This window comes from Acinetobacter apis (assembly GCF_900197575.1).
GTDB lineage: Bacteria > Pseudomonadota > Gammaproteobacteria > Pseudomonadales > Moraxellaceae > Acinetobacter > Acinetobacter apis.
On sequence record NZ_FZLN01000003.1, the window covers coordinates 177,876 to 203,835 of the forward strand.

General features: G+C 38.4%; 22 protein-coding genes. 10 read left to right on the top strand and 12 right to left on the bottom strand.

Going from position 1 to position 25,960, the window contains the following annotated elements; translation table 11 throughout:
• The first annotated feature begins 169 nt into the window (after nt 1–169).
• On the top strand, nt 170–886 hold the full coding sequence (locus CFY84_RS08820; RefSeq protein ID WP_213062830.1) for an alpha/beta fold hydrolase: 717 nt from the start codon (nt 170–172) through the stop codon (nt 884–886).
• 52 nt (nt 887–938) lie between these two features.
• Nucleotides 939–1,538, top strand: coding sequence for a YitT family protein (locus CFY84_RS08825; protein ID WP_088823848.1), 600 nt, complete (start codon nt 939–941; stop codon nt 1,536–1,538).
• Here the strand turns inward: CFY84_RS08825 and CFY84_RS08830 are convergent.
• The 6 genes from CFY84_RS08830 to CFY84_RS08855 form a co-directional block, all read right to left on the bottom strand.
• Nucleotides 1,526–2,428: an AraC family transcriptional regulator gene (locus tag CFY84_RS08830; RefSeq protein ID WP_088823849.1), complete on the bottom strand. Its 903-nt coding sequence runs from the start codon at nt 2,426–2,428 to the stop codon at nt 1,526–1,528. The two genes, CFY84_RS08825 and CFY84_RS08830, sit on opposite strands and share 13 nt — an antisense overlap.
• Before the next feature lie 94 nt (nt 2,429–2,522).
• Entirely contained in the window at nt 2,523–3,014 is a 492-nt protein-coding gene (locus CFY84_RS08835) for a flavin reductase (protein ID WP_088823851.1), read from the bottom strand.
• Between the two features lie 172 nt (nt 3,015–3,186).
• On the bottom strand, nt 3,187–4,215 hold the full coding sequence (locus CFY84_RS08840; RefSeq protein ID WP_088823853.1) for a methionine synthase: 1,029 nt from the start codon (nt 4,213–4,215) through the stop codon (nt 3,187–3,189).
• Between the two features lie 28 nt (nt 4,216–4,243).
• Nucleotides 4,244–5,227, bottom strand: coding sequence for a DUF1852 domain-containing protein (locus tag CFY84_RS08845; protein WP_088823855.1), 984 nt, complete (start codon nt 5,225–5,227; stop codon nt 4,244–4,246).
• A gap of 327 nt (nt 5,228–5,554) precedes the next feature.
• Complete coding sequence (locus CFY84_RS08850; RefSeq protein ID WP_088823856.1) at nt 5,555–6,127, bottom strand: TetR/AcrR family transcriptional regulator; 573 nt, start codon at nt 6,125–6,127, stop codon at nt 5,555–5,557.
• A gap of 88 nt (nt 6,128–6,215) precedes the next feature.
• Nucleotides 6,216–7,577, bottom strand: a complete 1,362-nt coding sequence (locus CFY84_RS08855) for a dihydrolipoyl dehydrogenase family protein (protein WP_088823858.1) — start codon at nt 7,575–7,577, stop codon at nt 6,216–6,218.
• A gap of 764 nt (nt 7,578–8,341) precedes the next feature.
• Between CFY84_RS08855 and CFY84_RS08860 the strand changes: the two genes are divergently transcribed.
• The 3 genes from CFY84_RS08860 (at nt 8,342) to CFY84_RS08870 (ending at nt 12,260) form a co-directional block, all read left to right on the top strand.
• Entirely contained in the window at nt 8,342–9,715 is a 1,374-nt protein-coding gene (locus CFY84_RS08860) for a PTS transporter subunit EIIC (protein ID WP_088823860.1), read from the top strand.
• Nucleotides 9,715–11,133: a sucrose-6-phosphate hydrolase gene (locus CFY84_RS08865; protein WP_088823862.1), complete on the top strand. Its 1,419-nt coding sequence runs from the start codon at nt 9,715–9,717 to the stop codon at nt 11,131–11,133. Before CFY84_RS08860 ends, CFY84_RS08865 begins: the two co-directional genes overlap by 1 nt.
• Nucleotides 11,134–11,378: 245 nt before the next feature.
• Complete coding sequence (locus tag CFY84_RS08870; protein ID WP_088823864.1) at nt 11,379–12,260, top strand: Cof-type HAD-IIB family hydrolase; 882 nt, start codon at nt 11,379–11,381, stop codon at nt 12,258–12,260.
• A 47-nt stretch (nt 12,261–12,307) separates the two neighbouring features.
• Here CFY84_RS08870 and hslO read toward each other — a convergent pair whose 3' ends face one another.
• The 5 genes from hslO to CFY84_RS08895 form a co-directional block, all read right to left on the bottom strand.
• Nucleotides 12,308–13,180 (bottom strand): Hsp33 family molecular chaperone HslO, encoded by an 873-nt coding sequence (gene hslO, locus CFY84_RS08875; protein ID WP_088823866.1) that lies wholly within the window; start codon nt 13,178–13,180, stop codon nt 12,308–12,310.
• A gap of 50 nt (nt 13,181–13,230) precedes the next feature.
• Nucleotides 13,231–15,081, bottom strand: a complete 1,851-nt coding sequence (locus CFY84_RS08880; protein ID WP_088823868.1) for a monovalent cation:proton antiporter-2 (CPA2) family protein — start codon at nt 15,079–15,081, stop codon at nt 13,231–13,233.
• A 111-nt stretch (nt 15,082–15,192) separates the two neighbouring features.
• Nucleotides 15,193–17,403 (bottom strand): primosomal protein N', encoded by a 2,211-nt coding sequence (locus CFY84_RS08885; protein WP_088823870.1) that lies wholly within the window; start codon nt 17,401–17,403, stop codon nt 15,193–15,195.
• 90 nt (nt 17,404–17,493) lie between these two features.
• Nucleotides 17,494–19,035: an apolipoprotein N-acyltransferase gene (gene lnt, locus CFY84_RS08890; RefSeq protein WP_088823871.1), complete on the bottom strand. Its 1,542-nt coding sequence runs from the start codon at nt 19,033–19,035 to the stop codon at nt 17,494–17,496.
• Nucleotides 19,032–19,871, bottom strand: a complete 840-nt coding sequence (locus tag CFY84_RS08895) for a CBS domain-containing protein (protein ID WP_088823872.1) — start codon at nt 19,869–19,871, stop codon at nt 19,032–19,034. Before CFY84_RS08895 ends, lnt begins: the two co-directional genes overlap by 4 nt.
• A gap of 182 nt (nt 19,872–20,053) precedes the next feature.
• Here CFY84_RS08895 and tusA point away from each other — a divergent pair, with 182 nt between their 5' ends.
• On the top strand, nt 20,054–20,317 hold the full coding sequence (gene tusA / locus CFY84_RS08900) for a sulfurtransferase TusA (protein ID WP_088824061.1): 264 nt from the start codon (nt 20,054–20,056) through the stop codon (nt 20,315–20,317).
• Nucleotides 20,318–20,349: 32 nt separating this feature from the next.
• On the opposite strand, the gene CFY84_RS08905 is transcribed toward tusA, so the two are convergent.
• Nucleotides 20,350–22,056 (bottom strand): electron transfer flavoprotein-ubiquinone oxidoreductase, encoded by a 1,707-nt coding sequence (locus tag CFY84_RS08905; RefSeq protein ID WP_088823874.1) that lies wholly within the window; start codon nt 22,054–22,056, stop codon nt 20,350–20,352.
• Nucleotides 22,057–22,239: 183 nt separating this feature from the next.
• Between CFY84_RS08905 and CFY84_RS08910 the strand changes: the two genes are divergently transcribed.
• From CFY84_RS08910 to hemH, 4 genes are all read left to right on the top strand, one after another.
• A complete protein-coding gene (locus CFY84_RS08910; RefSeq protein ID WP_088823875.1) occupies nt 22,240–22,851 on the top strand; it encodes a DUF1285 domain-containing protein in 612 nt (203 codons plus the stop codon).
• A gap of 76 nt (nt 22,852–22,927) precedes the next feature.
• Nucleotides 22,928–23,767: a glutamate racemase gene (gene murI, locus CFY84_RS08915; protein WP_228149628.1), complete on the top strand. Its 840-nt coding sequence runs from the start codon at nt 22,928–22,930 to the stop codon at nt 23,765–23,767.
• Nucleotides 23,768–23,830: 63 nt separating this feature from the next.
• The gene (locus tag CFY84_RS08920; RefSeq protein WP_088823878.1) at nt 23,831–24,832 is read left to right on the top strand and encodes a DUF4062 domain-containing protein; all 1,002 of its coding nucleotides are present in this window, start codon (nt 23,831–23,833) and stop codon (nt 24,830–24,832) included.
• A 110-nt stretch (nt 24,833–24,942) separates the two neighbouring features.
• Nucleotides 24,943–25,956: a ferrochelatase gene (gene hemH / locus CFY84_RS08925; protein ID WP_088824063.1), complete on the top strand. Its 1,014-nt coding sequence runs from the start codon at nt 24,943–24,945 to the stop codon at nt 25,954–25,956.
• Nucleotides 25,957–25,960: the final 4 nt, after the last annotated feature.

The following is a 25,960-nucleotide window of genomic DNA, read 5'->3' on the forward strand; positions in this document are numbered from 1 at the left end:
AACTGAACTCTGCGCAATTTGGATAGTGACCTGAAACAAATCAATTTAATGTAACACTATGAGTTTATTTGTTTTGGGATACAGCAATGCCATCAATCAATGTTAATCAAACCACAATTTATTATCTCGATCAGGGACAAGGAACACCTATTGTACTGTTGCATGGTGTGTGGATGAGTTCAGTATTTTTCAAAAACAAATTGAAGTCTTGTCACAGTCACACCGTGTCATTGCCATTGATTTTCGTGGTCATGGGCAATCAGATGACCCACATACAGGGCATACTGTGCCGCAATATGCAGATGATGTAAAACAGATTATTGATGCGCTTGGACTAAAAGATGTGGTGCTTGTCGGCTGGTCAATGGGTGCCTTTGTGACATGGGAATATGTCACGCAGTTTGGGACAGACAACATTAAAGGTACAGTGATTATTGATGAGTCTGCATCTGATTTTAAATGGAAAGATTGGTCATATGGTTTTGCTGACTTGGATACCTTAATTCATTTAATGCAAAGTGTTCAAACAGATCAAGACGCATTACTTGATGGCTTTTTACCACTCATGTTTAAAGCTGAATTAAAAGCGGATGATTTGGCATGGATGAAAGCCCAAATGAAACAAGTGAATCCTGCGACAGCAGGTGCAATTTTATTTGACCAAACCACAAGAGACTTTCGTCAGCAGTTAATTCATTTTACTGTGCCGACATTAATTTGTTTTGGACGTGATGAAAAAATTGTCCCTTTACGCGCAGCAGATTATTTTTTACAGCAAATGACACAGTCAGAACTCATCATCTTTGAGCAAAGCAGTCACTGTCCGTTTTTAGAGGAACCTGAACAATTTAATCGGGAACTTTTAAACTTTATGAATAAAATATAGTTTAATCTTCTGTACTGTAGTTTTGGTCTTTCTTTTATACAGTACGATACCTATGAACAGAGTAAAACATTCAGCTTTTCAAGATATTTATGCCTTTTTGATTGGCATTATATTTATTGTTATTGGTATTTCGATTTTGAAAGCATGCAATATTATTACAGGTGGTGTTGCAGGGATTGCTTTATTACTTTCATACCATTCAAATTTGAATGTGGGGCTCATCTTTTCATTGGTCAATGCCCCTTTTTTTATTTTGTCTTATTTTGCATTGGGACTTCAATTTATGTTGAAGTCTATACTTACAAGCATTTGTATTTCACTGACCTTAAGCATTGCACCTGATATCTTTAACATTACCATTCATTCTTATTTCTTTGGCGCCATGATGGGGGGAACCTTAGTCGGAATGGGGGCTTTGGCACTGACACGCCATCAATTTGGCATGGGCGGTACAGGAATTTTAACCATTGTATTGTATAAAAAGTATGGTATTCCCGTGGGGCGAAGTCAGCTAACAGTAGATGCTGTCATTATGTGTTGTTCATTATTTCAGTTCTCATATTCGCAAGTGATGTGGTCCACCATGAGTGCAGTGTTCATGAGTGCGATGTTATTGGTATGGCATCGTCCCGAATTATATTATGGTGAGTAAGTATGCAGCCTACGTATTGTTGTTGACGGAGACTCACCAAATAATCGTTTATAATCTTGTGAAAAACGACCTAAATGTGGTACATGCCATTCATGTGCAAGCTCAGTAATATTTTTATCTGAACGCTGCTTTAGTATTCGATGAATCGCATTGAGTTTAAACATATAGATATATTTTTGCGGACTCATGCCGGTAATCGCTTTAAAGCAAATTTCTAAATGGCGTCTAGATATGCCTAAATCATGACTTGCAGATTCAATCAAAATCTTATCTTGAATATGCGCCATGATCCAATCATGAAATTTACAATAGAGCTTATAGTCATTTTTTGAATTCTTTCTGAGAACAGGTAGCTCATTGAATTGATCGATAATACAGGTGCGTATTTCATCAAAAATAAGAGGGTCAGTCAGTGCGTCTAGCAAATGAAATGGTAATGCAGATATCAGTTGTTTACGTGATAAATCAGGCAATAGGTCAAGGTGAATCGGCTTGATGGAGGATGGCAAAGACGTATGGCTGTCCAAAATAAGATGGGCAGGGAAGCACATCAGCATGAATTGTGTTGAATCATTAAAACGCGTATCAAAATAGGTGTTGGGCGGCAATATTATGCCGATCTCTTGACTCAACAATAACCCATTCATTAAACAGCTTTGAGATTGTCGTTGCATAATGCCCAAACAAATTTGGTCTGCTGGAGTCATCCCTGCTTGCAGCATAGAACTGTTTGCAGATTCAATATGCACAGCAATATGTTGATCACTATACATTGACCAAAGCGTTCCTCGGTATTGTCCCGATTCAATTTGTTTATAGCTTTGATTCAGTTGTGTTAAGACATCGGACTGTTCATCAATGTCTTGAAATACTCTGTAGCTTGAATACATACACGTTAAAGTGTTTAGAGGTCATATAAATATCGCAGCAAAATTGATACCAAGATATAGATCTCAAGACAGATTGAAACAAGCCAATTGCAGTTTAAAGAACTTTAGTTTGTCCAATATAGTGATAAGCACGATTAAAATAGACCAAGCTATGATTATGCTCACTTTGCTGAATAGCGACAATTCGACACATGAAAATAGCATGTGTACCTACGGTTTGAATTTCTTTAATTTCACAATCAAAACTGACTAAGGCATCATCTAACACGGGTGCGCCTGTGGTTAAGGTACTCCATGTACCACATGCAAAGCGTTCAGCAGGACTGAGTCTAGAAGCAAAGGCATTCGAGATGTCTTGATGGTGTGCACCTAAAACATTGACCGTTAAAATTTTGTTATTAACAAAATGAACATGAGAGCTAGATGCAGTATTCATACACACAAGTAATGTAGGTGGAGTATCTGTCACGCTACACACGGCAGATGCTGTGAATCCATAACGTCCCGATTCTCCTGCTGTGGTGATGACACTGACTGCACTTGTGAGCAAAGACATTGCATTTCTAAAGTCTGTTACTTCAATCATTACTTTGTTCCTAGTTTGAACCGTACCTTGTCTAGAGCTTGAGCTATAACATGATTTAGTGATCGAGGTATATCACTTAAATACGCGTTGCGCAGAAATAACGCATTTTATCAGTCAAGAGAAAGGTGACTGATTTGATTGTGATCAATTCAGTCACCTGATGAAGATTGCGTTATTTTGCAAGTTCTTTACGAATGATCTCTGCACCTGCAGTTAAAGCATTCAATTTCCCGCGTGCAACGTCACGTGGAAGTGGTGCCATACCACAGTTTGTGCAAGGGTAAAGTTTATCTGCATCTACAAATTGTAATGCTTTACGTAAGGTATCGGCCACTTCTTCTGGTGTTTCAATGGCATGGTTTGCGACATCAATTGCACCAACCATGACTTTTTTACCACGGATCAGCTCAAGTAAATCCATTGGTACATGTGAGTTATGGCATTCAAGTGAAATGATATCAATACTTGACTGTTGTAACTTCGGAAACGCTTCTTCATATTGGCGCCATTCGGTACCTAATGTTTTTTTCCAATCTGTATTGGCTTTAATACCATAACCATAGCAAATATGAACTGCTGTTTCACATTTTAAACCTTGAATCGCACGCTCTAGAGTAGCAATACCCCAAGCATTGACTTCATCAAAAAAGACATTAAAGGCTGGTTCATCAAACTGAATAATATCAACGCCTGCAGCTTCAAGTTCAAGTGCTTCTTCATTTAGAATTTTTGCAAATTCCCAAGCAAGCTTTTCACGGCTTTTGTAATGATCATCATACAATGTATCGATCATGGTCATTGGACCAGGCAGTGCCCATTTAATAGGTTGGTCAGTTTGTTGACGTAAAAATTTAGCATCTTCTACAAAAACAGGTTTTTGACGGCTGACTGGACCAACAACTGTTGGCACACTTGCATCATAACGATCACGGATTTTTACTGTTTCACGCTTTTCAAAGTCAACGCCGTTTAAATGCTCAATGAACGTGGTAACAAAGTGTTGGCGTGATTGTTCACCATCGCTAACAATATCAATTCCTGCATGTTGCTGTTCTTGTAAAGACAAGCGTAACGCATCTTGTTTGCCTTCAACTAAGCCTGCATTTTCAAGTTTCCATGGCGACCATAGCTTTTCAGGTTCTGCAAGCCAAGATGGTTTTGGTAGGCTACCTGCAGTTGAGGTTGGTAATAATTTTTTCATAATCAATCATCTTATTCAGTTTGAGTGTTTAAAGAACGTGTTTTGCAGCCCATTGTTCAAGTAAGGCTTGATATGGTTTAATAAATTGTTCTTCCGTAAACTTGCCTTGTTTTACTGCCAATTGGCTACGTTCTTCGCGATCATAAACAATACGTGTAAGTGAATGATCAAGATTTTTTAAGCTTGGTTGGTAATGTTTACCTGCTGCGGCATTGGCATTATAAATTTCAGGACGGTAAATTCTTTGGAATGTTTCCATCGTACTAATCGTACTAATTAATTCAAGATTGCTATAGTCATTGAGTAAGTCACCACAGAAGAAAAACGCGAGTGGTGCAACACTGTTTTGTGGCATAAAGTAACGAACTTGTAAGCCCATTTTATTGAAATATTTTTCAGTTAATGATGGCTCAGTTTGTATATATTCTACGCCCAATACAGGGTGATGATTTTCACTTCGTTGATAAATTTTAGTATCAGAAACACTGATACAAATGACAGGAGGCTTTGCAAAATGGTCTTGGTAGACTTCTGAATTTAAAAAACCTTTAAATAACTTACCGTGTAAATCACCAAAGTTTTCTGGAACAGTAAATTTAGGCTGGTTTTTATTATGTTCTAATAGTAAAACACTAAAATCATAATCTCGAACATAAGACGAAAAGTTATTACCCACAATGCCATCAATACGTTTGTTGGTGGTGTGATCAACAATATTGGTTTTTAAAATTTCAATGCTAGGGAAGGTATCTTGGCGTCCTTCATAGTCAATATTTAAATTCACGGTGACAATTTCAAGCTCAACAGAATAACGATCGCCGTTAGGATTGTCCCAATGTGCTAAATCATTAAAACGGTTGTTCATCATTTTTAGGGTGTTGCGTAAGTTTTCTTCACGACTTTCGCCTCTTGCTAAGTTCGCAAAGTTAGTCGTGATACGCGTGTTGTCTGAGGGATGATAGTTTTCATCGAAATTAATGCTTTCAATCGCAAATGTAAATTCTTGACTCATGACTTTGGACCCTAATTTTTGTAAATGAAGCTTGAGTGTCTTACACCATCTTCTAAACCATGTGCTGTGAAGTGAGATATCTGTTTGTATTGATACAACAACTGAGCGATTCAGAAGAACATGTTTATTTTATACAGTAAACTGTACATGAATAAAAATGATTTTATTTCACAAAAATATGAGCGAAATTCATGATGGTGTATTTTGAGTATTTAGCATTGAGCGAAAGTAAAATTTTGAATTGTCAAAAATGAGTTCATTTACAAAACTCATTGTGGTTTATATTTTAAATTATTTTATTTGCTAACTTGTTAGATAAGTGAAAACTTAATCACTATTTAAAATAGCCAAAATCATCTTTTTCATCAGCTCTATCGCAATTTCATGATCCATATTGTTTTGTACAGCAGCCATAGCAATTTCATCGGTTGCTCCATAAATTGCTATTAACTTCATTTGAATATGAGGCGTTGAACCAATTAAAAATGGTGTAAAGATGGTTGAATATGCATCAACAAAATAATTTCGGATACGAAATTTTAGATCACTGTAACCGATATACCCCTGTAATGCAGCGACAATTGCTTCATATTGTTGCCCATAATTGAAGGCACAGTGTAAATAAGCAGTTGCAACAGCTTGAGCAGCCAAATCTAAGGATGAGGCAGTGAGCATGGATTGTTGAATTGCTTGAATCACTTGATGGTCATAACGTTGGTATAATGCGACAAACAACCCTTCACGGTGGGTGAAATGTTCATAAGTGACAGGTTTACTGACCCCTGCCTGCTCAGCAAGCGTAATTAATGTTAAAGCATCTGTGCCTTGGTTTTTGACAATGTCTTCAGCAACCAATAATAGCTGTTCTCGGCGGTCGCTTTTTGACATGCGTTTACGCATTCATCTCACCTATGATTAAAAAAGGCTGATCATAGCATAACTAGGTGAAGCTGCTTCAACTCACCTAGATGATGCTAAATGGATACAGTTAATGAGGCATACACAATTGGGAATATGCATCTAAGCTGAGTGCAAGTAATAATTCACTATAGCCAGGATATGGATGCATTGCGTCTTGAAGACCTTGTAAGGGAATACCATGTTGTTTCATAACTTGTAATTCACATAACAGCTCACAAGCACGCTCGCCTAAAATACTCGCACCTAAGATATGACCTTGAGAATCACAAATCACTTTTGCCATACCAAAGGTTTTCTGATCGACCACTGCTCGGTCTAAATCAGCATAATTTTGGGTAAATATCAAAATATCGTTGCCATATTTTTGACGGGCTTCTTCTTCGGTAAATCCACAACGTGCAAGCTCAGGTTCAACAAAAGTACACCATGCAATACTGTCTAAATTAACAGCTCGTTTGTTGCTAGCATACAAATTGCGAACTACGCTTCGTGCTTGATGTCCTCCTGAATGAGAGAAAAGGTAAGGCCCAACGACATCACCAATGGCATAAATATGTGGCACAGTGGTTTGGTTATATTCATTGACTTCAATGCCACGTGGCCCATATTGAATACCAATATCATCTAAATTTAAGGTATCTGTGTTGGGTTTACGACCAAGCGCCAATAACACAGCATCACCGATAATGTGTTGATGACCTGATGCTGTTGCTATGGTCAGTTCAATAGCTTCATCTGACTGTTTAAATTCAATGGCTTTACTTACTGTATAAAATTGAACGCCTTCACTGGATAAATATTCTTGCACAGCCAAAGCAAATTCTTTTTCTTCTTTAATTAAAATATGGTCAGCCATTTCAACCAACTGAATTTGTACACCAAGGCGTTGTAATGCTTGGGACAGTTCAATTCCAATGGCACCGCCACCAAGGACAATTAAACGTTTTGGTAAAATTTTAAGATCGAAAATATTTTCATTGGTTAAATAGGGAATGGTGTTTAAACCTGAAATAGGCGGCACGATGGCAGATGAACCTGTTGAAATAATAATGTTTTTAGCTTCAATGATTTGTCCGTTAACCTCTAAGGTATGCGCATCTTTAAATTGTGCTGCACCTTGAAGATATTCAATACCTGCATCTTCAAGTACAGGTACAGCTTCTGCTTGATTGGCTTCATGAATTAAAGCCCGCACTTTATTCATAATCGCTGTTGAGTCAATGTCTATATCTGTAAACTTTTGAGCAGCTTTAACATCTTTAGCAATTTGAATGATGGCTTTACTTGGAATACAACCTGACCATGTACATTCACCACCAGGTTGATGACGTTCAATCATAACCACTTTTTTACCCATAGCTGCAGCAGTAAAACCCGAATTTAAACCACCAGATCCTGCACCAATCACTGCTAAATCATACTTTTTCATTTTATTTTCCTGCTTTATGTCATAAGCACTTGCTTTATTTTATGAGTGAAACTCATAACCTACCTTTAGTATATTACTAAAGGTAGGTTATATTGCTATGAAAAAAAATGCAAATACAGGTTGGATAAAGAATAAATAACTAGCATCAGAATATAGATTTTTTTGATGCTAATTTATGGATTTTAGATTTTAAGTATTTAATATTTAATTCTATTTTATATATTTTTACTGAGTGGCTAAATTATAACTTTTAATGAAAGAATTAATAAGGCGAGTATTTGTGGTGAATTAAATATGAGTGATTAGACACTCATAAAAAGCTGTCATTAGTCATATAGTAAAGCCGATAGTAGAGCATAGAAGAACAAAAATACGGCTGAAAAGCATTTACCGTTTAAACATCACAGTACTTTTACAGTCAGTGAATTATTCAACTATTCATATTAAATTTGTTTGTTTTTAACTGTGGTATGATGAAAATAGATAAATTGGTCTATTTAGAATAAATCATAAAATTATCTATACATTGAATGATTGATATTTAAATCATACATTTTACATCACATACTTTTGTTGAATATATATACATCATCATTAAGAATATTATTTATTTAGATGAGATGTGTTCAAGTATGATCGTTAACAAGCTCAGTAAATTGGTGAACTTTATATTTATAAATTCCAGTTAATCACAAGCTTGAATAAGAATTGCATCAATAAAACGTATAAAAATTAAATTAACTTAGCATTGGTGATACAACAGTATGGATGTGAAACACGTCGTAAGGCAACTTGTTCCGCTTTTAGGAGGAAAGGATAATATTCATTCAGCAATTCATTGCTCAACTCGGTTACGAGTAGTATTAATTGATGATAGTTTATTAGATTTAAATGCAATTGATGAAATTAAAGGCGTTAAAGCCAGCTTTCGTAAGTCAGGCCAAGTTCAAGTTGCGTTTAGTACAAGCGTAATTAATGAGGTTTACGATGAGTTTATTAATTTCACTCAAATTAATGAGGTTGCGAATAAAGAGTCAGCGAGCCAAGAGTCTGAGAAAAATTTAGGCTACTTCAAGCGCATTGCAAATACCTTATCTAAAATCTTTATTCCATTGATTCCTGCCATTATTGCATCAGGCTTATTAATGGGGTTATTAAGCTTAATTAAAAATTATGGTTGGCTAGATACAAAACACCCAATTTATACTTTATTGGAAATTTTTAGTTCTGCAGCTTTTATTATTTTACCTGTACTCATTGGCTTTAATGCAGCACGAATTTTTAAAGGTAATCCATACATTGGTGCAACTCTTGGCGGTATTTTAGTTCATCCAAGTTTTGCAAATGTTTGGGGAGGGTTAGGAGATTATCAAACTTTAGATATCTATGGCTTTCAAATTGCAATGATTGGCTATCAAGGTACAGTGTTTCCTATATTGCTGACAGTTTGGTTTATGAGTTATATCGAACGGTTTTTCAAACGTTTTATTCCAGAGGCTGTCGAAGTTATTTTTGTGCCTTTTTTAACCCTAATTATTTCGGGTTTTGTGTCTGTCTTACTGATTGGTCCAGCAGGCCGTATGTTAGGTGATGGCATTGCATTTTCTTTAACTTCTCTTATTGATCAAACAGGTTGGATTGCTGGACTACTATTTGGTGCTTTATATTCCGTTGTTGCAATGACTGGCATTCAAAATAGTTTTCATGCGATTGAAGCGGGTTTGCTGAGTAACCCAGACATTGGCGTAAATTATTTATTGCCAATTTGGTCCATGGCGAATGTTGCACAAGGTGGAGCATGTCTTGCAGTTTGGTTTCGATCGCGTAACGATAAAATACGTAAAATTGCGATTCCAGCTACATTTTCTGCCATGATTGGTTCGGTTGAAGCTGCCGTGTTTGGCGTGAATTTAAGGTTTGTAAAACCATTTATTGCTGGCATGATCGGTGGTGGTGCAGGTGGGGCATGGGTTGTATTTAATCATGTATATGCCACAGGGGTTGGTTTGACAGGGTTACCAGGACTGGCCATTATTCAAGCATCATCATTAATTAATCAGTTCATTGGTTTAGCGATCTCATTTGGACTCGCATTTTTTATATCTTTAGCATTTAAATACGATAAAGAGAGTGAATAATGAAAGAATTACCATTGCTTAGGAAAACATTACACGCTGTCATTAAAAACTATAAGCATCATCCTGATGATCAGTATCGCCCCGTGTGGCATTTATCACCTATTGTGGGTTTATTGAATGACCCCAATGGTTTTATTCAATTTCAGGGTCAATATCATTTATTTTACCAGTGGAATCCATTGGCTGCTGACCACAGTAATAAGTTTTGGGGACATTGGACATCATCTGATTTAGTCAATTGGAGCAATGAATCAGTTGCGTTGTTACCGAGTGAGGACTTTGATCAAGATGGCTGTTTTTCTGGATCTGCAGTAGATGATCAGGGTCAGTTAGTGCTTGTATACACAGGGAATGTGATGCTAGGAGATGGTAAAGACTTAGAACATCGAACGGCATGGCAATGTATTGCTCGTCAACAATCAGATGGTACATTTGAGAAAAAAGCGGTTATTGGTCAATTAGATGGCTATACAGGGCATATTCGTGATCCAAAAGTATGGAAGCATAATGATTTATGGTACATGGTACTTGCTGCACAAGCGCCAAAAAAGCAAGGCAAAGTCTTATTATTTAAATCAACAGATTTAGAAGCATGGACATTGGTGGGTGAAATTGCAGGCAGTGAACTCAATGATATGGGTTTATTTGGTTATATGTGGGAGTGCCCTGATTTATTTCATTTAGATGGTCATGATGTATTAATTAGCTGTCCGCAAGGCATTGAGCCTGAAGGCCGACGTTATTTGAATCTTCATCAAGCAGGCTATTTACTGGGTACATTAGACTATGAGACAGGTCATTATCCACATAGTAAATTTTTTCAATTAGATTACGGGCATGAGTTTTATGCACCACAGACGACCTTAGCAGAAGATGGTCGCCGTTTAATTGTGGGATGGATGGGCGTACCAGATCAAGATGAATTTTCTCAGCCAACACTCAAGCATGGCTGGATTCATATTATGACTGCACCACGTGAGCTCAGCATTAAACAAGGTCAAATATATCAATCGCCTGTTAAAGAGTTAGAGGCATTACGAGTCAATCATCAACATGTCAAAGGGATTGCTAACAGCTTGCCAACATTTGATTCATCTAGTGCAGAAATCATCATACACAGTCAGGATGATTATGAAGTCACTATTTCAAATACGTTATGGATTCAACGTAGTGCAGAAGGAATCACTTTAAAGCGTCAATCATTGAGCCTTGATGAAACAGAAGTCCGTTATTGGGATGGTGATGTTGAAAAGCTACAAATTTTAATTGATCGCTCAAGTGTTGAGATTTTTATTAATGATGGTTTAGGGGTGATGACATCACGTTATTTTCCAAAGCATGAGCTGTTGTTAGAGCTAAGCGGTGATGCTGTACTTGATGTGAATTATTGGGAATTAAAAGCTGCATCTTTAATTTAAAATTATTCTGTTTGAGGTGGTTTTCAAGCGGAATGACCTCAATGAGTTATGTAAGTTCATCATCTGCGCATGCATTTGTAAACTTACATAGCCTATCGATAAAGTACTGTAACAATTGGAATCATTTTGTCATCTTTCGTAGAATAACATTCATGAAATAGTCATCTTTTGCTAAGATAATTTTAAGGAAAGTTTCAAAATATGACAAATATGCTTTAAATATTTCATCTGAAATCGAGGTACAAATGCCAGTTAAATTAATCGCTGTGGATATGGATGGTACATTTCTCAATGGAGAAAAGCAGTACAACAAGCAGCGCTTTTTACAGCAGTTTCTGCAGTTAAAAGAGCAAGGGATACACTTTGTTGCTGCAAGTGGAAATCAGCTTTATACCTTAAAAAATTATTTTTCAGATATTCAAGATCAAATTGCGTATGTTGCAGAAAATGGTGCTTTTGTTGTTGATCAAACTGAGGAAATTAACTTTGCGCATTTTGATCATGATGTAACCGTAACCATGCTGACCGATTTGTCGCATGATTATGCGGAAGGCATTATTTTTTGTGGTAAAGATGGGGCATACATTGGTCCTCAAACACCTGAACATGCGATGCCAAAGTTACATCAATATTTCAAACGTTTAAAATCTGTAGATGATTTACTGCAAATTGACGATCAAGCGTGCAAAATTACAATTAATACCAGTGATTATGACTTTGATGATTTAACTGAACATTTAAGCCAAAAGCCATATATTCAAAATGGTCAAGTTCGTATGGTATCAAGCGGTTTTGGATTTATCGATTTAATTGTGCCTAACCAGCATAAAGCATATGGTCTTTCTTTTTTACAAAAGCGTTGGAATGTTGCAGACCATGAAGTTTTAGCAATTGGCGATAACAATAACGATATCGAAATGGTCACCATGGCAGGATATGGCATTGCGGTTGATAATGGCATTCCTGAGCTTAAAAAAGTTGCAGACTATATTGTTGGACACAATGAAGAGGAAACAGTGCTTGATGTGATTGATGCTGTGTTGCAAGCCAAGTCAGATGATGAGTTGGGTCAGAAGTTGGTGGTACTCAATCAGTTAGCACCTCTTGATAATTTCTTGAACTCATAAATAAAAAGACGATGCTTATGCATCGTCTTTTTTTATGGTATTTAAAATTAGCTCAAATGCTTACCAAATAAACTTAGTGCTTCTTCCGCATTAAATTTATATTGCGCACCGCAGAATTGACAATCCATTTCAATTGGACTTTGATGGTCAAGCGTTTCTTGTACCGCTTGTTCACCAATTTGGATCAGTGCGTTTTCACATTTTTGTTTCGAGCATGTACATGCAAAAGAAAGCTGCTCTATGTCAGGTAAGCGTACTTCTTCTTCATTATACAGACGATATAAAATCTCTTGTGCATCTAACTGTTTTAACTCATCTGCTTTAATGGTATCCGTCAGCATAATAAGGCGCGGCCAAAGATCTTCATCAATGGTGGTTTTTTCTTCTTCTGTTCTTGGCAGCAATTGAATAAGCAAACCACCTGAAGATTGCGGATCACTTGCAAGTACAAGATGCGTTGGAATTTGCGCAGAGCGGGCATAATAATCCATCAAACAGCCAGCCAAAGTAGGTTGGTCTAGACTGATAATTCCTTGGTAACGCTCACCAAATTCAGGCTCAATATTAATAAAAAGCACAGGGTTTTTTAGCGTTGCCAATACAGTGCTGCTGTCTGTTGCTTGTTCGAAACGTGGGTCACTTTCAAAATCTGCTAAGCCACGAACTTCACCCAAATGGTTACATTCAGCCATAGCCCATTTAAAGCTGCCTTCGGCTTGAATTTGTAAGCTAATACGTCCTTTAATTTTAAGCGTACTTGCCAATAATGCGGTTGCACTGAGCATTTCACCCAATAAGACCTGTATCGCTTGTGGGTACGTGCGTTGGTTCAAAATCGTGTGTAAAGCATCTTTAAGCTGTACAACTTCACCACGAATTGGGCAATCTGCAATAAAAAAACGTTGACGTAAGTTCGACATAAAATTCTCCAATATGTACCCTACATGGAGTCATTGCGTTAAAACACAAGTTATTCTGCTTGATTTCTTGCAATGCGGATACGTTCTTTAGGGTGAGTGTCTGATGATTCTAAATGATCTTGCTCTGAAATGGCTTTTTGTGTATCACTTTCAAATAAGTGCTCTAGTTCAGCCAATGCATCGCGATAAGTTTCAAAAACTTTATGTTCATCGGTATAAACTTGTTGCTGTGCAGCCAAAAGCTTTTCGTCTTCATCACGAAAAAGATCAATTTTTTGCATCGCTTCTTTCTCATCTACACCAAGAACACGAAGCACGCGATGTGCCATCCCTAATGATGATAAATATGTTTCACGCCAAATATGATGTACGCCCAAGTCTTTTAATAAGTGGACATGATGGCGATCCCTTGCACGTGCCAATATTGTGACATGTGGGTAATGGAGTAAAACATGGCGTGCAGTGTTTAATGCATCTTCCACATCATCAATGGCTAAAACTAAAATTTGAGTATGCTCAATACCTGCAGCACGCAGTAAATCAGGTTGTGTGGCATCACCATAATAGAGTGTACCGCCATATTTTCGCACAAAATCAATTTGTTTTAAATTGGAGTCGATTGCAGTAAATGGAATATGTTGTAAATGGGCAATTCGCGCAATAATTTGACCGACACGACCAAATCCAGCAATGATCATTGGTGGGTGAGGGTTTGGTACGTCCTCGACTTCAGGCATATTGGTCGGTTTAGATTCAATTCTAGGCATCACAAAGCGCTGAAGTAACCACAGTAAACACGGTGTGAGAATAATTGATAAAGTCACAATTAATGTAATTGGCTCTAAGATGGCATGAGAAATAATGTTTTCGCCATAGGCTGCATTAAAAATTACAAAGGCAAATTCTCCACCTTGTGCCAATGCAGCACCAATTAAAATACTATTTTTCCAATTATAACGATAATACCGTGCAATTGCAGTGAGCGTTGCCATTTTAATTAACAAGAGGGCAAGGGCACCACCAAGAATTAAAATAGGGTGGGTAAATAGTACAGACAATTGGGTCATCATACCCACGGTCATAAAAAATAGACCTAAAAGTAGCCCTTTAAAAGGGGCAATGCTTGCTTCTAATTCGTGCCTAAACTCAGAGTCAGCCAACAATACCCCAGTGAGGAATGCCCCTAAAGTGGTACTGATTTCTAAAGTATCCATCAGCAACACCACAGCTAGGACGATAAATAAAGCAACCGCCGTAATGAGTTCTGTTGCACCACTTTGTGCAACAAAGCGGAAAAAAGGACGCATCACAAATCGACTAAATAAAAACAATCCGCTAAATGTGGCAATAATTGCTGCAAAATAAGCAATACCATGATGTGCAGATGAAGTGCCCACCAATAAAGGAATCACTGCAAGTAAAGGAATGGCAGCCATATCTTGAAACAAGAGAATCGAGAAAGAACTTTGTCCATACGTGGTGTTTAAGGTTTGTTTTTCAGTCAGCAATTGTAAAACAAATGAGGTCGATGACAAGGCCAAAGCAAAGCCCAAAGCAAAACTTGCAGCAATCGATTGTTGTAAGAGCAACCATAAAATGAGCATGAATATGCCACCTGTGATGAATACTTGTAAGCTCCCCATAAAAAAGATAGCTTCTCGCATTTGCCACAAGCGTTGTGGGCGTAACTCAAGCCCAATTAGAAACATTAAAAAAATCACACCAAAATTGGCCAATTGCATAATGGCAGCTGAGTCATGTGCCAAATTTAAAATACTGGGGCCTAAAATAACCCCTGTAATTAAATAGCCAAGCACTGTGGAGATACCCAACTTTTTGGTTAATGGCACAATAATTAAACTGGCCCCTAAAAATATAATAATTTGAAGCAATAGAGACATACGGCTTCCTTGAAGTATTGACTCAGCTGACGACCACTATACGTGTGATTTTTGTGTCGTTATATAATGATTGAATCAGCATTTGGTGTATTTAATGTCGAATAATGAATATTAGTTTAACTCTTGAGGGTCAACATCAATTGAAATTTTAATGTGTTTAGGCACGGTTTTTAGCATGTCATACCACCATTGTTGTGTGTAATAGTGGAGATGAGCACGATGATCGGCAAAGAGCAGCATATGTGCATGATATTTGCCTGCTTTTCGCTGCATTGGTGCAGGAATAGGCCCCCAAATCTGTAAACTATTTTGGCTACATGTGGTTAAAATCTGTGCTTGTTCTTTCAGGAAATTGACTGCGTCATGCTCAGTTTTTGCTTCACTACGAATTAGAATACTATAGCGGTAAGGCGGAAGACAGGCACTTTGTCTCTCTTGTAAGGTTTTTGCTGCAAAAGCACGATAATCAAATTGGACCAAGGTTTTAAGCAGTGGGTGGTCTGGTCTTAATGTTTGTAAATAGACATCACCATTTTTTTCACCGCGTCCAGCACGTCCTGAAACTTGAGTAATCATTTGTGCTGTCCGCTCAGGTGCACGAAAATCTACACTTAGTAACCCAGCATCAATATCTAAAATAGCAACCAACGTCACATATGAAAAATGATGTCCTTTTGCTAACATTTGTGTGCCAAGCAAAATTAAAGGCTGATTTTGATGTATTTTTTGATAAATTTTTTCTAGACTGCCGACATGACGGGTACTGTCACGGTCTACACGAATCACGTCATGTTCAGGAAAAAGTTCTTTGAGTCCTTCTTCAACTTTCACTGTCCCCATACCAATTGGTTTTAGCGTATCGTGTTGGCATGCAGGGCATTGTTTGGGCTTGGTTTGCACAGTACCACAGTGGTGACAATGCAAATGAACATAAGGCTGGGTGTGTAATGTAAAATGAGCATCACAGTTTGGACAGTTTGCTTGCCATGCACACGACTCACAAATTAAAACGGGTGCATATCCGCGTCGATTTAGAAAAATTAAAACTTGTTCTTGTCGGTCTAAGCACTGCTGAATATGACCTATTAAGACTTGACTTAAGCCATGAACTTTTTTAGCAATTTTGGCATCAAGAATGTGAACTTTGGGCAGAATCGCATCACCTGTACGGGTGTTTAAAAAAAGATGTTGCATTTTGCCTTGTTGAACCAATGCCAAGCTGTCAATGCTTGGCGTCGCTGAGCCAAGCACAATTGGGCATTTTGCCAAGTGGGCACGGTATAAGGCGACATCGCGAGTATGGTAACGAAAGGTCTCTTGTTGTTTAAAAGACAGGTCATGCTCTTCATCAAGTATCACTAAGCCAAGACGTGGCATAGGGGTGAAAATGGCAGATCGAGTGCCTAAAATAATATCAGCTTGCCCACTTTGTGCAGCTTGCCATGCATGTAAACGTTGGCTGTCATTTAAACCAGAATGAAGTAACACAATATGGCAATGAAATCGTGATTGAAAGCGTGCCACAGTTTGAGGTGTTAAGCCGATTTCAGGCACCAACACCAAGACTTGTTTACCTTGTTTTAATACAGCATGAATCACTTGTAGGTAGACTTCAGTTTTACCACTGCCAGTGACACCATCTAACAAATAAGCCTGATAATTAGAAAGGTGTTGTGTGATTTGTTGAATGACAGCGGCTTGTTCTGTGTTGGCATTTAACGCAGGCTCGGCCAATTTTGTAGGTAAATTTAGAATTTCAAGCGGCCGTTTTTCAGCATAAACCCGTTGTTTTTTTTCGAGTGCTTTTAATGTACTTAGTTCAATATCATGCTGAGTCAGTTGCTGTTCATCGATGCCATGTGGCTGAGATTGTAATACAGCATAAGCATGTTTTTGTTTGGCAGAACGTGTAATGAAGGGGTCAGCAGACGGTGTAACTTGCCAAACTGTGGTTGAGCGTGCATTAGAGCCACCTTGTCTTAGTTTGGTGGGTAATGCGCTTTGAATCACGTCACCAATGGGCGCAAAATAATATTGTGCAGCCCAAGATAATAATTTCAGCATCTCTGCATCAATCAGTGCTTCAGCATCTAAAATGTCTTCAATCGGTCTTAGTTTAAACGTGCAAGGTTGGTCATGCGGCACTTTGCTGATCACCACCCCAATACAACGCTGCCGACCAAATGGTACCACCACGCGCATGCCCGGCATGACGGTGTGATATTGCTGTTCTGTCACCTGATAGTCAAAGCAATCATAGATCGGGACAGGTACTGCAACACGAATACGACATGGAAGATTATTTAGAGATTGCAGCGTCATGGATACTCGAAGTGATATGTAAATTAAACAGTAATATATAAATTTAAGTGAAGCTGAAATATGAAAAGGCTTCTTATCGAAGCCTCTTATTTAACGTCTTGATTTAAAAGAAACATCAATCGTTTTTGGTCGGTAATAGAGTCCTAATGCTAACAACAAAGCAGAGAAAATCAGAATAGGATAGTCTCCTAAACGGTTATAAAGCGTTTGTCCTTCAAATGCAGGCAGATCATGGCGCAATACAAAAGGTTGATCTAATGGCGCTTGGGCCACAATATGGCCTTGCTCATTAATGAATGCAGTCACCCCAGTATTGGTTGCACGAATAAACCAACGTCCATTTTCTTTGGCACGCATTTGTACCATTTGTAAATGTTGCCAAGGCCCCGCAGTTCCTGTAAACCATGCATCATTTGAAACCGTTGCCATAAACTCGGTATTTTGGCTATTAATCCGAGTTAAGTTAGGGTAGGCGACTTCATAGCAAATTGATACACCCAAAGGATGTCCATGAATATCAAGTGCTTTTTGCCCAGAATGGCCTGCTGATAAACCACCACCAGTGGGGTCGTTTTGTAATGCAGGCAAAACCCATTTAAGCAAGTTTGGCAAAGGTACATATTCACCAAATGGCACCAAACGTTGTTTTTGATATAAACCAGAGCTGTCTTTGCCTGTTGCCATCAGTGCATTATAAAACAACATTTTACCTGCTTCTGAAGAATTGGCTTCATCATAATACAACATGCCTGCTGCCCAAGCTGAACCTGTAAGTGTGGCTTGTGTTGTCATATCATGTAAAAACGGTTGGATCGTGGTTTGTGCCATCGGAATTGATGACTCAGGCCAAACGATTAAGTCACGGCCCCATTCACTTGCACTCAGGTTTTCATAAATTTCAAGGGTTTTGTCTTGATATTCAGACAGCCATTTGACGTCTTGAGGAATATTGCCTTGAATCAATGAAACAGATAACGGGGCTTGTTTTTTTGCTGTAACAAATTGAAGGGTTGATGCAACCCAAGCGCCAAGTAAAACAATGGCAATAGGACAAACCCAAATAATACGTTTTTTGAGAATCTCTGTGCTTGCAGTAGCAATGAGAACAGCAATAAAAGAAATACTAAATACACCAAATAATGGCGCATAGTGATCTAAATAGGCATCAGTGAAGGCATAGCCGACAAATAACCATGGAAACCCTGTAAATAGCCAAGTTTTCAGCCATTCAAATAACACCCAAATTGGGGCAAAAGTTAACGGGGTTTCAGGGAAAAAGCGGCGATAAAACCATGTTTGTACTGCGCTAAACAAGCCCATGATAATGGCGAGAATGGCAATTAAAAGTACAGATACGGCAGAACTTTTATCTCCGTATTCATGGATAGAGGTATACAGCCAAAATGCACCGATAAACCATAAGCCGATCCCATAGCTCCAGCCAATCAAAAAAGCAGGAATGGCACGCTTTTGATGTAAACACACATATAATAAAGCAGGTGACAGTAAAGCCAACCACCAATAGCCATAAGGGGCTAAAGATAAACTAAACACGCCCCCAGCGATCAGTGCAATCAAACAACATAACGCTAAAGGCAGTGTGTTCTTACTTGAGTGTGTGGTAACACTCATTGGCGCGTCGCTCGAATCAGATGAATCGTACGGGCATCTGCTTCAATGATGGTAAATGTCCAGTCGTCAATTTCAATCACTTGGCCAAGTAAATCATTAACAAGACCAATTTCTTGCAACAATAAACCACCGACAGTTTCAACTTCTTCATCAGAAAATGAACTGCTTAGCTGATCATTAAAGAATTCAACAGGTGTTCTTGCTTGAACGATCCATGTTTGTTTTGCACCTTGTGTTGTATCAGGCACAATATATTGGGCTTCTTGATCTGAGTTATCATGCTCATCTTCAATTTCACCAACAATTTCTTCCAAAATATCCTCAAGGGTGACTAAACCTGATGTTGCACCATGCTCATCAATCACCACAGCAATATGAGTTTGTGTATTTTTGAGCATACGAAGCACTTGGTCTGTTCGCGCACTCTCTGGAATAAACAGTGGCTGACGCATGAGTGCGGTAATATCTACTGTGGTGGTGTGCTGCGATAAAAAAGGCAATAAATCTTTTGCCAACAAAATACCAATCACGTTGTCAGGTTGGTCAATCGAAAACACAGGAAAACGCGAGTGTGCAGATTCAATCAAGACAGGTAGTATGTCAAGGAGTTGGTCATCTTCTTGTAAGCTTACAATGGAAATTCGTGGTGTCATCACTTCACGAATTTTTGTTGCGGGAAGGTCAAATACGCCTTCAATCATAGCAACAGTATCTGGTTCTAAAAAGCGTCGAGAGTCTTGTACAATTTTGAGTAGTTCATCGCGTGTTTCAGGAGCTGTACCCAGCCACTTTCTTAATCCACGCATGCCCCAAGATGGGCTTGATTCCTCTTGCATGATCCTTCCTAATATAGGTGTAATTATTTCGAATACAAATGTATGAATTATCATACCGAAGAAAAAACTCTTCTGCATTAATAAAACCATATGTATTGCTTGAAAAGCATGAATTTATAGAAATCTCAAGTCAATGCATGCTTTGTGATAAAATAAATTTTATTTGTTGGCACAATGTTCTTATGTCTGATCTCTCTATTTCACCACAGGTACATTTAAATACTCGTGGCCTATATTGCCCTGACCCGATTATGATGTTGCGTCAAGCGATTCGAAAGCTAAATGCAGGTGAAGTGGTGGAAGTGATTGCCACCGATCCATCAACATCATGGGATATTCCACGTTTTTGTACGCATATGAACCATGAACTGTTATTGCAAGAAGAGCAGTTAGATGAACATCGTAAAAAAAACTATCGCTATTTGGTTAGAAAAGGTGGGGCATAAAAAAACCTCTGTGAAGAGGCTTTTTTAATATATTACATGTTCGGATAGTTAGGGCCACCACCACCTTCAGGTGTCACCCATGTGATGTTTTGTGATGGGTCTTTAATATCACACGTTTTGCAATGCACGCAGTTGGCGGCATTGATTTGAAACCGTGGTTGGTCGCCATCTTCTACAATTTCATATACACCTGCAGGGCAATATCGCTGTGCAGGTTCATCCCATGTCGGTAGGTTTACATTGACAGGAATGGTCGCATCTTTTAATTTTAAATGTGCTGGCTGATTTTCTTCATGCACTGTATTTGAAATAAATACAGAGGATAAACGGTCAAAGGTCAGCACACCATCTGCTTTAGGGTAGTCAGGTTTGAAGTGCACTTGAGATGCTGGTGTTAATACATGATCAGGGGTTAAGTCGTGTAATGTAAATGGAACACGAAATACATTTTGATCAATAAAGTTAAATGCACCACCAATCCATTGACCAAACTTGTGCATCGCAGGGCCAAAGTTACGTGACTGATATAATTCTTCTTTTAACCAGCTTTGATTGAATTTATCAGTATAGGCTTTGGTTTCAAGAATAAAGACATCTTCACCCTCTGTAACACGTGCTATGCCAAGCTCACCGCCTTGTTCAACACCTTGTGCAATCGCGTCAAATACAGCTTCAGCTGCAAGCATACCTGACTTCATGGCGGTATGTGAGCCTTTAATTTTTGCAAAATTTAAGAATCCTGCATCATCACCTACCAAACAACCACCATTGAAAGTTAGCTTTGGTAGCGCGTTTAACCCCCCTTTGACCACTGCACGTGCGCCATAAGATACGCGTGTTCCGCCATCTAAGTATTGCTTAATTAAAGGATGAGTTTTCCAGCGCTGCATTTCCATAAATGGATACATATGCGGGTTTTGATAGGCTAAATCAACAATGACACCTAACGTAACTTGATTGTTCTCAGCATGGTATAACCACCAACCACCAGATGATTTGGTTTCAGACAATGGCCAACCTGCGCCATGCATGACTAGACCTGGTTGGTGCTTGACAGGGTCGATATCCCAAAGCTCTTTAATACCAATTCCATAATGTTGTGGATCAGCATGCTCATCTAACTTAAATTTTTCAATCAGTTGTTTGCCTAAATGACCACGACAGCCTTCAGCAAAAATCGTGTATTTGGCATGCAATTCATAGCCTGGTGTAAAATTAGCAGTAGCTTCGCCTTCTTTACTAACACCCATGTCACCAGTTTGAATGCCTTTTACGCTGCCATCTTCATGATATAAAATTTCTGATGCTGCAAAGCCTGGGAAAATAGCGACTTCAAGTTCTTCTGCTTTTTCACCTAACCAACGCACCACATTGCCCAATGAAATGACATAATTGCCTTTATTGTGCATGGTTTTTGGCACTGCCCAATCAGGCACTTGCTGATGAGCATCTTTAGAGGTCAAGAAGTAAGTACGATCTTCTGTGACAGGGACATGTAGCGGGGCGCCGAGTTCTTTCCAATTTGGAAATAGTTCATCTAATGCACGTGTTTCAAGCACAGCACCAGATAAAATATGTGCTCCAACTTCAGACCCTTTTTCTACAACGCACACCGTCAAATCGGATAAGTTGCTTTCTATTGCCAATTGACGCAGTTTAATGGCAGCAGAAAGACCCGCAGGTCCAGCACCAACTACCACAACGTCAAACTCCATCGATTCGCGTTCGATGTGCTCCATGTAGGACTCCTCATACTACAAAAGGTGGCAACCAAATCAATTGGTGCTGCCATGAGTGTTTTCTATGAATCATAGGCATAGATTTTATGCCTAAGATGATTTAAGTTAAACTAGACCAATAATGCATGATTGAAATTCACACTGAATCGTTGTGTATTTTCTGTCAAATGAGGTATAAAAGCGATGGTAAATCATGATATTTATCCTGAGTTGTGCAAAAAAGAAACAAATTCACCCATGAATGAAAATGAATTACAACTTCGCTTTGGTCAACTTGCCTATGATAGCGCATATCAGGCTCGTTTACCTTTAGATCAATGGCAACCGAAGCATTGTGGTGAGATGGATTTATGCATTCGTGCCAATGGGGAATGGTGGCATGAAGGTCGTCAAATTCACAGAACAAGTTTAATTCAATTATTTTCTCGTGTTCTGTGTAAAGAACAAGAGCAATATTATTTAAAAACGCCGACAGAAAAAATGTTAATCCACGTCGAAGATGAAGCTTTATTTGTCGATCGTGTTGCACGTATCATGGTTGATGGCAAAGCACTCATTTGTCTATCGACCACAGACAATGATCATGTTGTCATTGATGAAACCCATGCACCATTTATGCGTGATTATCAGGGTGAAATGCGCCCTTATATTTATATTCGTCATGGCTTATTGGCTTTAATTCAGCGCCATGCCTTTTATCATTTGATCGAAGAAGGTGAGTTGATTGAGAATGAAGCAGGTGAAACCATTCTGATTTTACAAAGTGGTGATTTTTGCTTGCATTTACATTCCTGAAGTTTAAGATTCATAGCTATTCATATTAATTCTTTTCCGTATAATGAAAAATGCAGTTCACTTGATAGACACCGTGATGCAACCACCCAAAGACCGTGCTTTTGCACCGATTGGTGTGTTTGATTCAGGGGTAGGTGGGTTATCGGTAGTGGATGAAATTTTTAAACACTTACCTCATGAACGTATGGTGTATTTAGCAGATACTGCACATGTACCGTATGGTGCAAGGTTAGATGAAGATATTCAAGATTTAACAGCACGCGCGGTAGATTGGTTATATCAAAAAGGCTGTAAAGCAGTTGTGATTGCCTGTAATACAGCATCTGCATTTAGTTTAGATTTTTTAAGACAAAAATATGGGCCTGACTTCCCAATTCTAGGTTTAGTGCCTGCATTAAAGCCTGCTGTGTTAAACAGTCAAAGTAAAGTTGTGGCTGTGCTTGCTACGCCAGCGACTTTTCGAGGACGGTTAATTCATGATGTGATTGAAGCATTTGCGCAGCCATTGGGTGTAGATGTGTTGCCAATCACCAGTTTAGAGTTGGTTCCTATTGTTGAAGAAGGGCGTGAACGTGATGCAACCACAGCACAACTGTTGCAAAACATTTTACAGCCTGCTGTTGACCGTAATGCAGATTACTTGGTATTGGGGTGTACGCATTACCCATTTTTAAAAACCACTATTGAAAGTGTATTTGCATCGCAATTTACCACAGTAGATTCAGGTCGTGCTGTGGCACATCATCTTGGTCGAACACTTGCACAACACAAGCTTATGGCACCTGTGCAGACATTTTTTCAACCGCAAGTGACCTGTTATTTTACAGGCGGAATGCATGCTTCACTTCAATTGACGCTAAAACGTTTATTGATACAAGAAATTACTTGGGATATTGCACCATTTGTAGCATATTGATTCGTATTCTAATTTTAATAAATTGTTTTTATAACCAGCACGGTATGTGCCCGAGTTTTCCTCATGGATGATAGAAAATTTCAAGTATTTATATCGACTTCAGGCCCAGAAATGGCGCCTGAATATTCGATACTCTGTCAGACATTGGTGACCATGGGTTATTTTGCATGGGGTTTGCAGCAGCGCTGTGAAGACACAGAGCACTTTGCACGCCGTCAAATTGATGAGTGTGATTATTTTGTGGTGTTGATTAGTCAATCTTATGGGGATCTCTCATCATCACATTTAAGTTATATGCAGTTAGAATATATTTATGCCATGGCACGGCAGAAACCTGTGGTTGCTTTTATTGACATGTCTGATGCGTGTCTTGCAATTGATGCACAGTATAAGCGTGATGAGCGACAACCTTTGCCTGTATTTCGACATTTAATTCAACATGATTTAACCTGTGTGTTTCCGTATTATGGTTTAGATGACTTAGAGTCAAAAGTTCGAGCAAGAATGCCAGAAATGGATATTTACTATCCTGCACAAGGTTGGGTTCGTTCAGCCAATACGCGTGCATTACATGACGAAATTCAGCAGTTGAAACACCGTATTAAACAATTTGAACGTCGGCAAGCGTTGCAAACGGGATTGGTTAGCCAATTTACATCTGTTCAGCTCACGGATATTTTTGATTTAGAATATCATGTCAATGCATATAAAAATGAAAGCGATCGCTATCAAAAAATTAAATGCAGCAAGCGTATTGTTTGGTTGGATTTAGTCAAAATATTGGGGCAATGTTTTATTCAGCCACAAGCAGAAGAACAGTTTGAGCAATGTTTAAATTATTATTTAACCCAAATGGTATGGAATGAGCATTATTTATTTGATGCTAAAATTACAGGGATTTCTGATATTGAAGTCCATGTGAAATCGCTTTACACCATTAAAATCCAAATGAAACAAAACGAGTGGATTATTCCCATTGGTCGGGACCATCGTTATAAATTGATTTGGCAGGTGACAAGTGAAACGCAAGCTCTCCTCAAGAAAGAGCAAGAAGCACGGCAATAACAGATATTGTAAATTACGATTATTTTAAGCAAAAAAATGAGTAACAGTTTTGTTTTATTCAAAATTAAAAAACGTTACATTAAAGATAAGTACAATGAGCGATGACAGCGATGACTACACAGAATAAACCTAAAGTAACTGTTATTTTGACCAATTTAGGTACACCCGATGAGCCGACTGCACCTGCAGTACGTCGTTTTTTAAAAGAATTTTTATCTGACACACGTGTAATTGAAATTCCAAAAATACTGTGGCAAATTATTTTACGTTTATTTATTTTACCAAGACGTCCAAAGCGTGTTGCAGAAGCTTATGCCTCGGTGTGGTCAAAAGATTCACCAATGCGTGAAATTATGCTTGAGCAAGTGAAATACATTCAAGAAAATGTACCTGCTAAATACCCTGATTTAGATTTAAATATTATTCCTGCCATGACATATGGCAATCCCGGTTTAAAACCTTTTTTAAATCAATTAAATGGTAGTGATACTGACCACATTATTTTATTTCCGTTATACCCGCAATATTCAGCGACTTCGACTGCGCCACAATATGATATGTTGTCACGTTGGGCACTTAAACAGCGTAATTTACCGGGTATTACGATTATTCGCGATTACTATCAGCATCCTTTGTTTATTCAAGCGCTTGCAGAAAGCGTACGTCGCTATCGTGCAGCCCATGGCACAGCAGACAAACTGTTAATGTCATTTCATGGTATTCCTCAGCCGTTTGCAGACAAAGGTGATCCATACCCAGAGCGTTGCCGCACCACAGCACGTTTAGTGGCTGAAGAATTAAAACTTCAAGACCATGAATGGGCGATCAGTTTCCAATCTCGTTTTGGATTGCAAGAATGGGTACGTCCATATACCGATGAACTGTTAGATGAATGGGCAAAAAATGGTGTAGAGTCAATACAAATTATGAGCCCTGCATTTTCGGCAGATTGTTTAGAAACATTAGAAGAGCTTGCAGTTGAAAATGCAGAGAACTTTAAAAAAGCAGGTGGGAAATCGTTTGACTATATCCCAGCTTTAAATACAGATGAATTGCATTTGAAATTTTTTGAAACATTAGTCAATGCACATCTTGATGCAGTGAATGTTACTTTAGCACATTAAGATT

What these genes read in the sequence shown, in the direction of transcription:
- CFY84_RS08825 (WP_088823848.1), top strand. Translation starts at nt 939, where the DNA reads ATGAACAGAGTAAAACATTCAGCTTTTCAAGATATTTATGCCTTTTTG.
- CFY84_RS08830 (WP_088823849.1), bottom strand. Translation starts at nt 2,428, where the DNA reads ATGTATTCAAGCTACAGAGTATTTCAAGACATTGATGAACAGTCCGAT.
- CFY84_RS08835 (WP_088823851.1), bottom strand. Translation starts at nt 3,014, where the DNA reads ATGATTGAAGTAACAGACTTTAGAAATGCAATGTCTTTGCTCACAAGT.
- CFY84_RS08840 (WP_088823853.1), bottom strand. Translation starts at nt 4,215, where the DNA reads ATGAAAAAATTATTACCAACCTCAACTGCAGGTAGCCTACCAAAACCA.
- CFY84_RS08845 (WP_088823855.1), bottom strand. Translation starts at nt 5,227, where the DNA reads ATGAGTCAAGAATTTACATTTGCGATTGAAAGCATTAATTTCGATGAA.
- CFY84_RS08850 (WP_088823856.1), bottom strand. Translation starts at nt 6,127, where the DNA reads ATGCGTAAACGCATGTCAAAAAGCGACCGCCGAGAACAGCTATTATTG.
- CFY84_RS08855 (WP_088823858.1), bottom strand. Translation starts at nt 7,577, where the DNA reads ATGAAAAAGTATGATTTAGCAGTGATTGGTGCAGGATCTGGTGGTTTA.
- CFY84_RS08860 (WP_088823860.1), top strand. Translation starts at nt 8,342, where the DNA reads ATGGATGTGAAACACGTCGTAAGGCAACTTGTTCCGCTTTTAGGAGGA.
- CFY84_RS08865 (WP_088823862.1), top strand. Translation starts at nt 9,715, where the DNA reads ATGAAAGAATTACCATTGCTTAGGAAAACATTACACGCTGTCATTAAA.
- CFY84_RS08870 (WP_088823864.1), top strand. Translation starts at nt 11,379, where the DNA reads ATGCCAGTTAAATTAATCGCTGTGGATATGGATGGTACATTTCTCAAT.
- hslO (WP_088823866.1), bottom strand. Translation starts at nt 13,180, where the DNA reads ATGTCGAACTTACGTCAACGTTTTTTTATTGCAGATTGCCCAATTCGT.
- CFY84_RS08880 (WP_088823868.1), bottom strand. Translation starts at nt 15,081, where the DNA reads ATGTCTCTATTGCTTCAAATTATTATATTTTTAGGGGCCAGTTTAATT.
- CFY84_RS08885 (WP_088823870.1), bottom strand. Translation starts at nt 17,403, where the DNA reads ATGACGCTGCAATCTCTAAATAATCTTCCATGTCGTATTCGTGTTGCA.
- lnt (WP_088823871.1), bottom strand. Translation starts at nt 19,035, where the DNA reads ATGAGTGTTACCACACACTCAAGTAAGAACACACTGCCTTTAGCGTTA.
- CFY84_RS08895 (WP_088823872.1), bottom strand. Translation starts at nt 19,871, where the DNA reads ATGCAAGAGGAATCAAGCCCATCTTGGGGCATGCGTGGATTAAGAAAG.
- tusA (WP_088824061.1), top strand. Translation starts at nt 20,054, where the DNA reads ATGTCTGATCTCTCTATTTCACCACAGGTACATTTAAATACTCGTGGC.
- CFY84_RS08905 (WP_088823874.1), bottom strand. Translation starts at nt 22,056, where the DNA reads ATGGAGCACATCGAACGCGAATCGATGGAGTTTGACGTTGTGGTAGTT.
- CFY84_RS08910 (WP_088823875.1), top strand. Translation starts at nt 22,240, where the DNA reads ATGGTAAATCATGATATTTATCCTGAGTTGTGCAAAAAAGAAACAAAT.
- murI (WP_228149628.1), top strand. Translation starts at nt 22,928, where the DNA reads ATGCAACCACCCAAAGACCGTGCTTTTGCACCGATTGGTGTGTTTGAT.
- CFY84_RS08920 (WP_088823878.1), top strand. Translation starts at nt 23,831, where the DNA reads ATGGATGATAGAAAATTTCAAGTATTTATATCGACTTCAGGCCCAGAA.
- hemH (WP_088824063.1), top strand. Translation starts at nt 24,943, where the DNA reads ATGACTACACAGAATAAACCTAAAGTAACTGTTATTTTGACCAATTTA.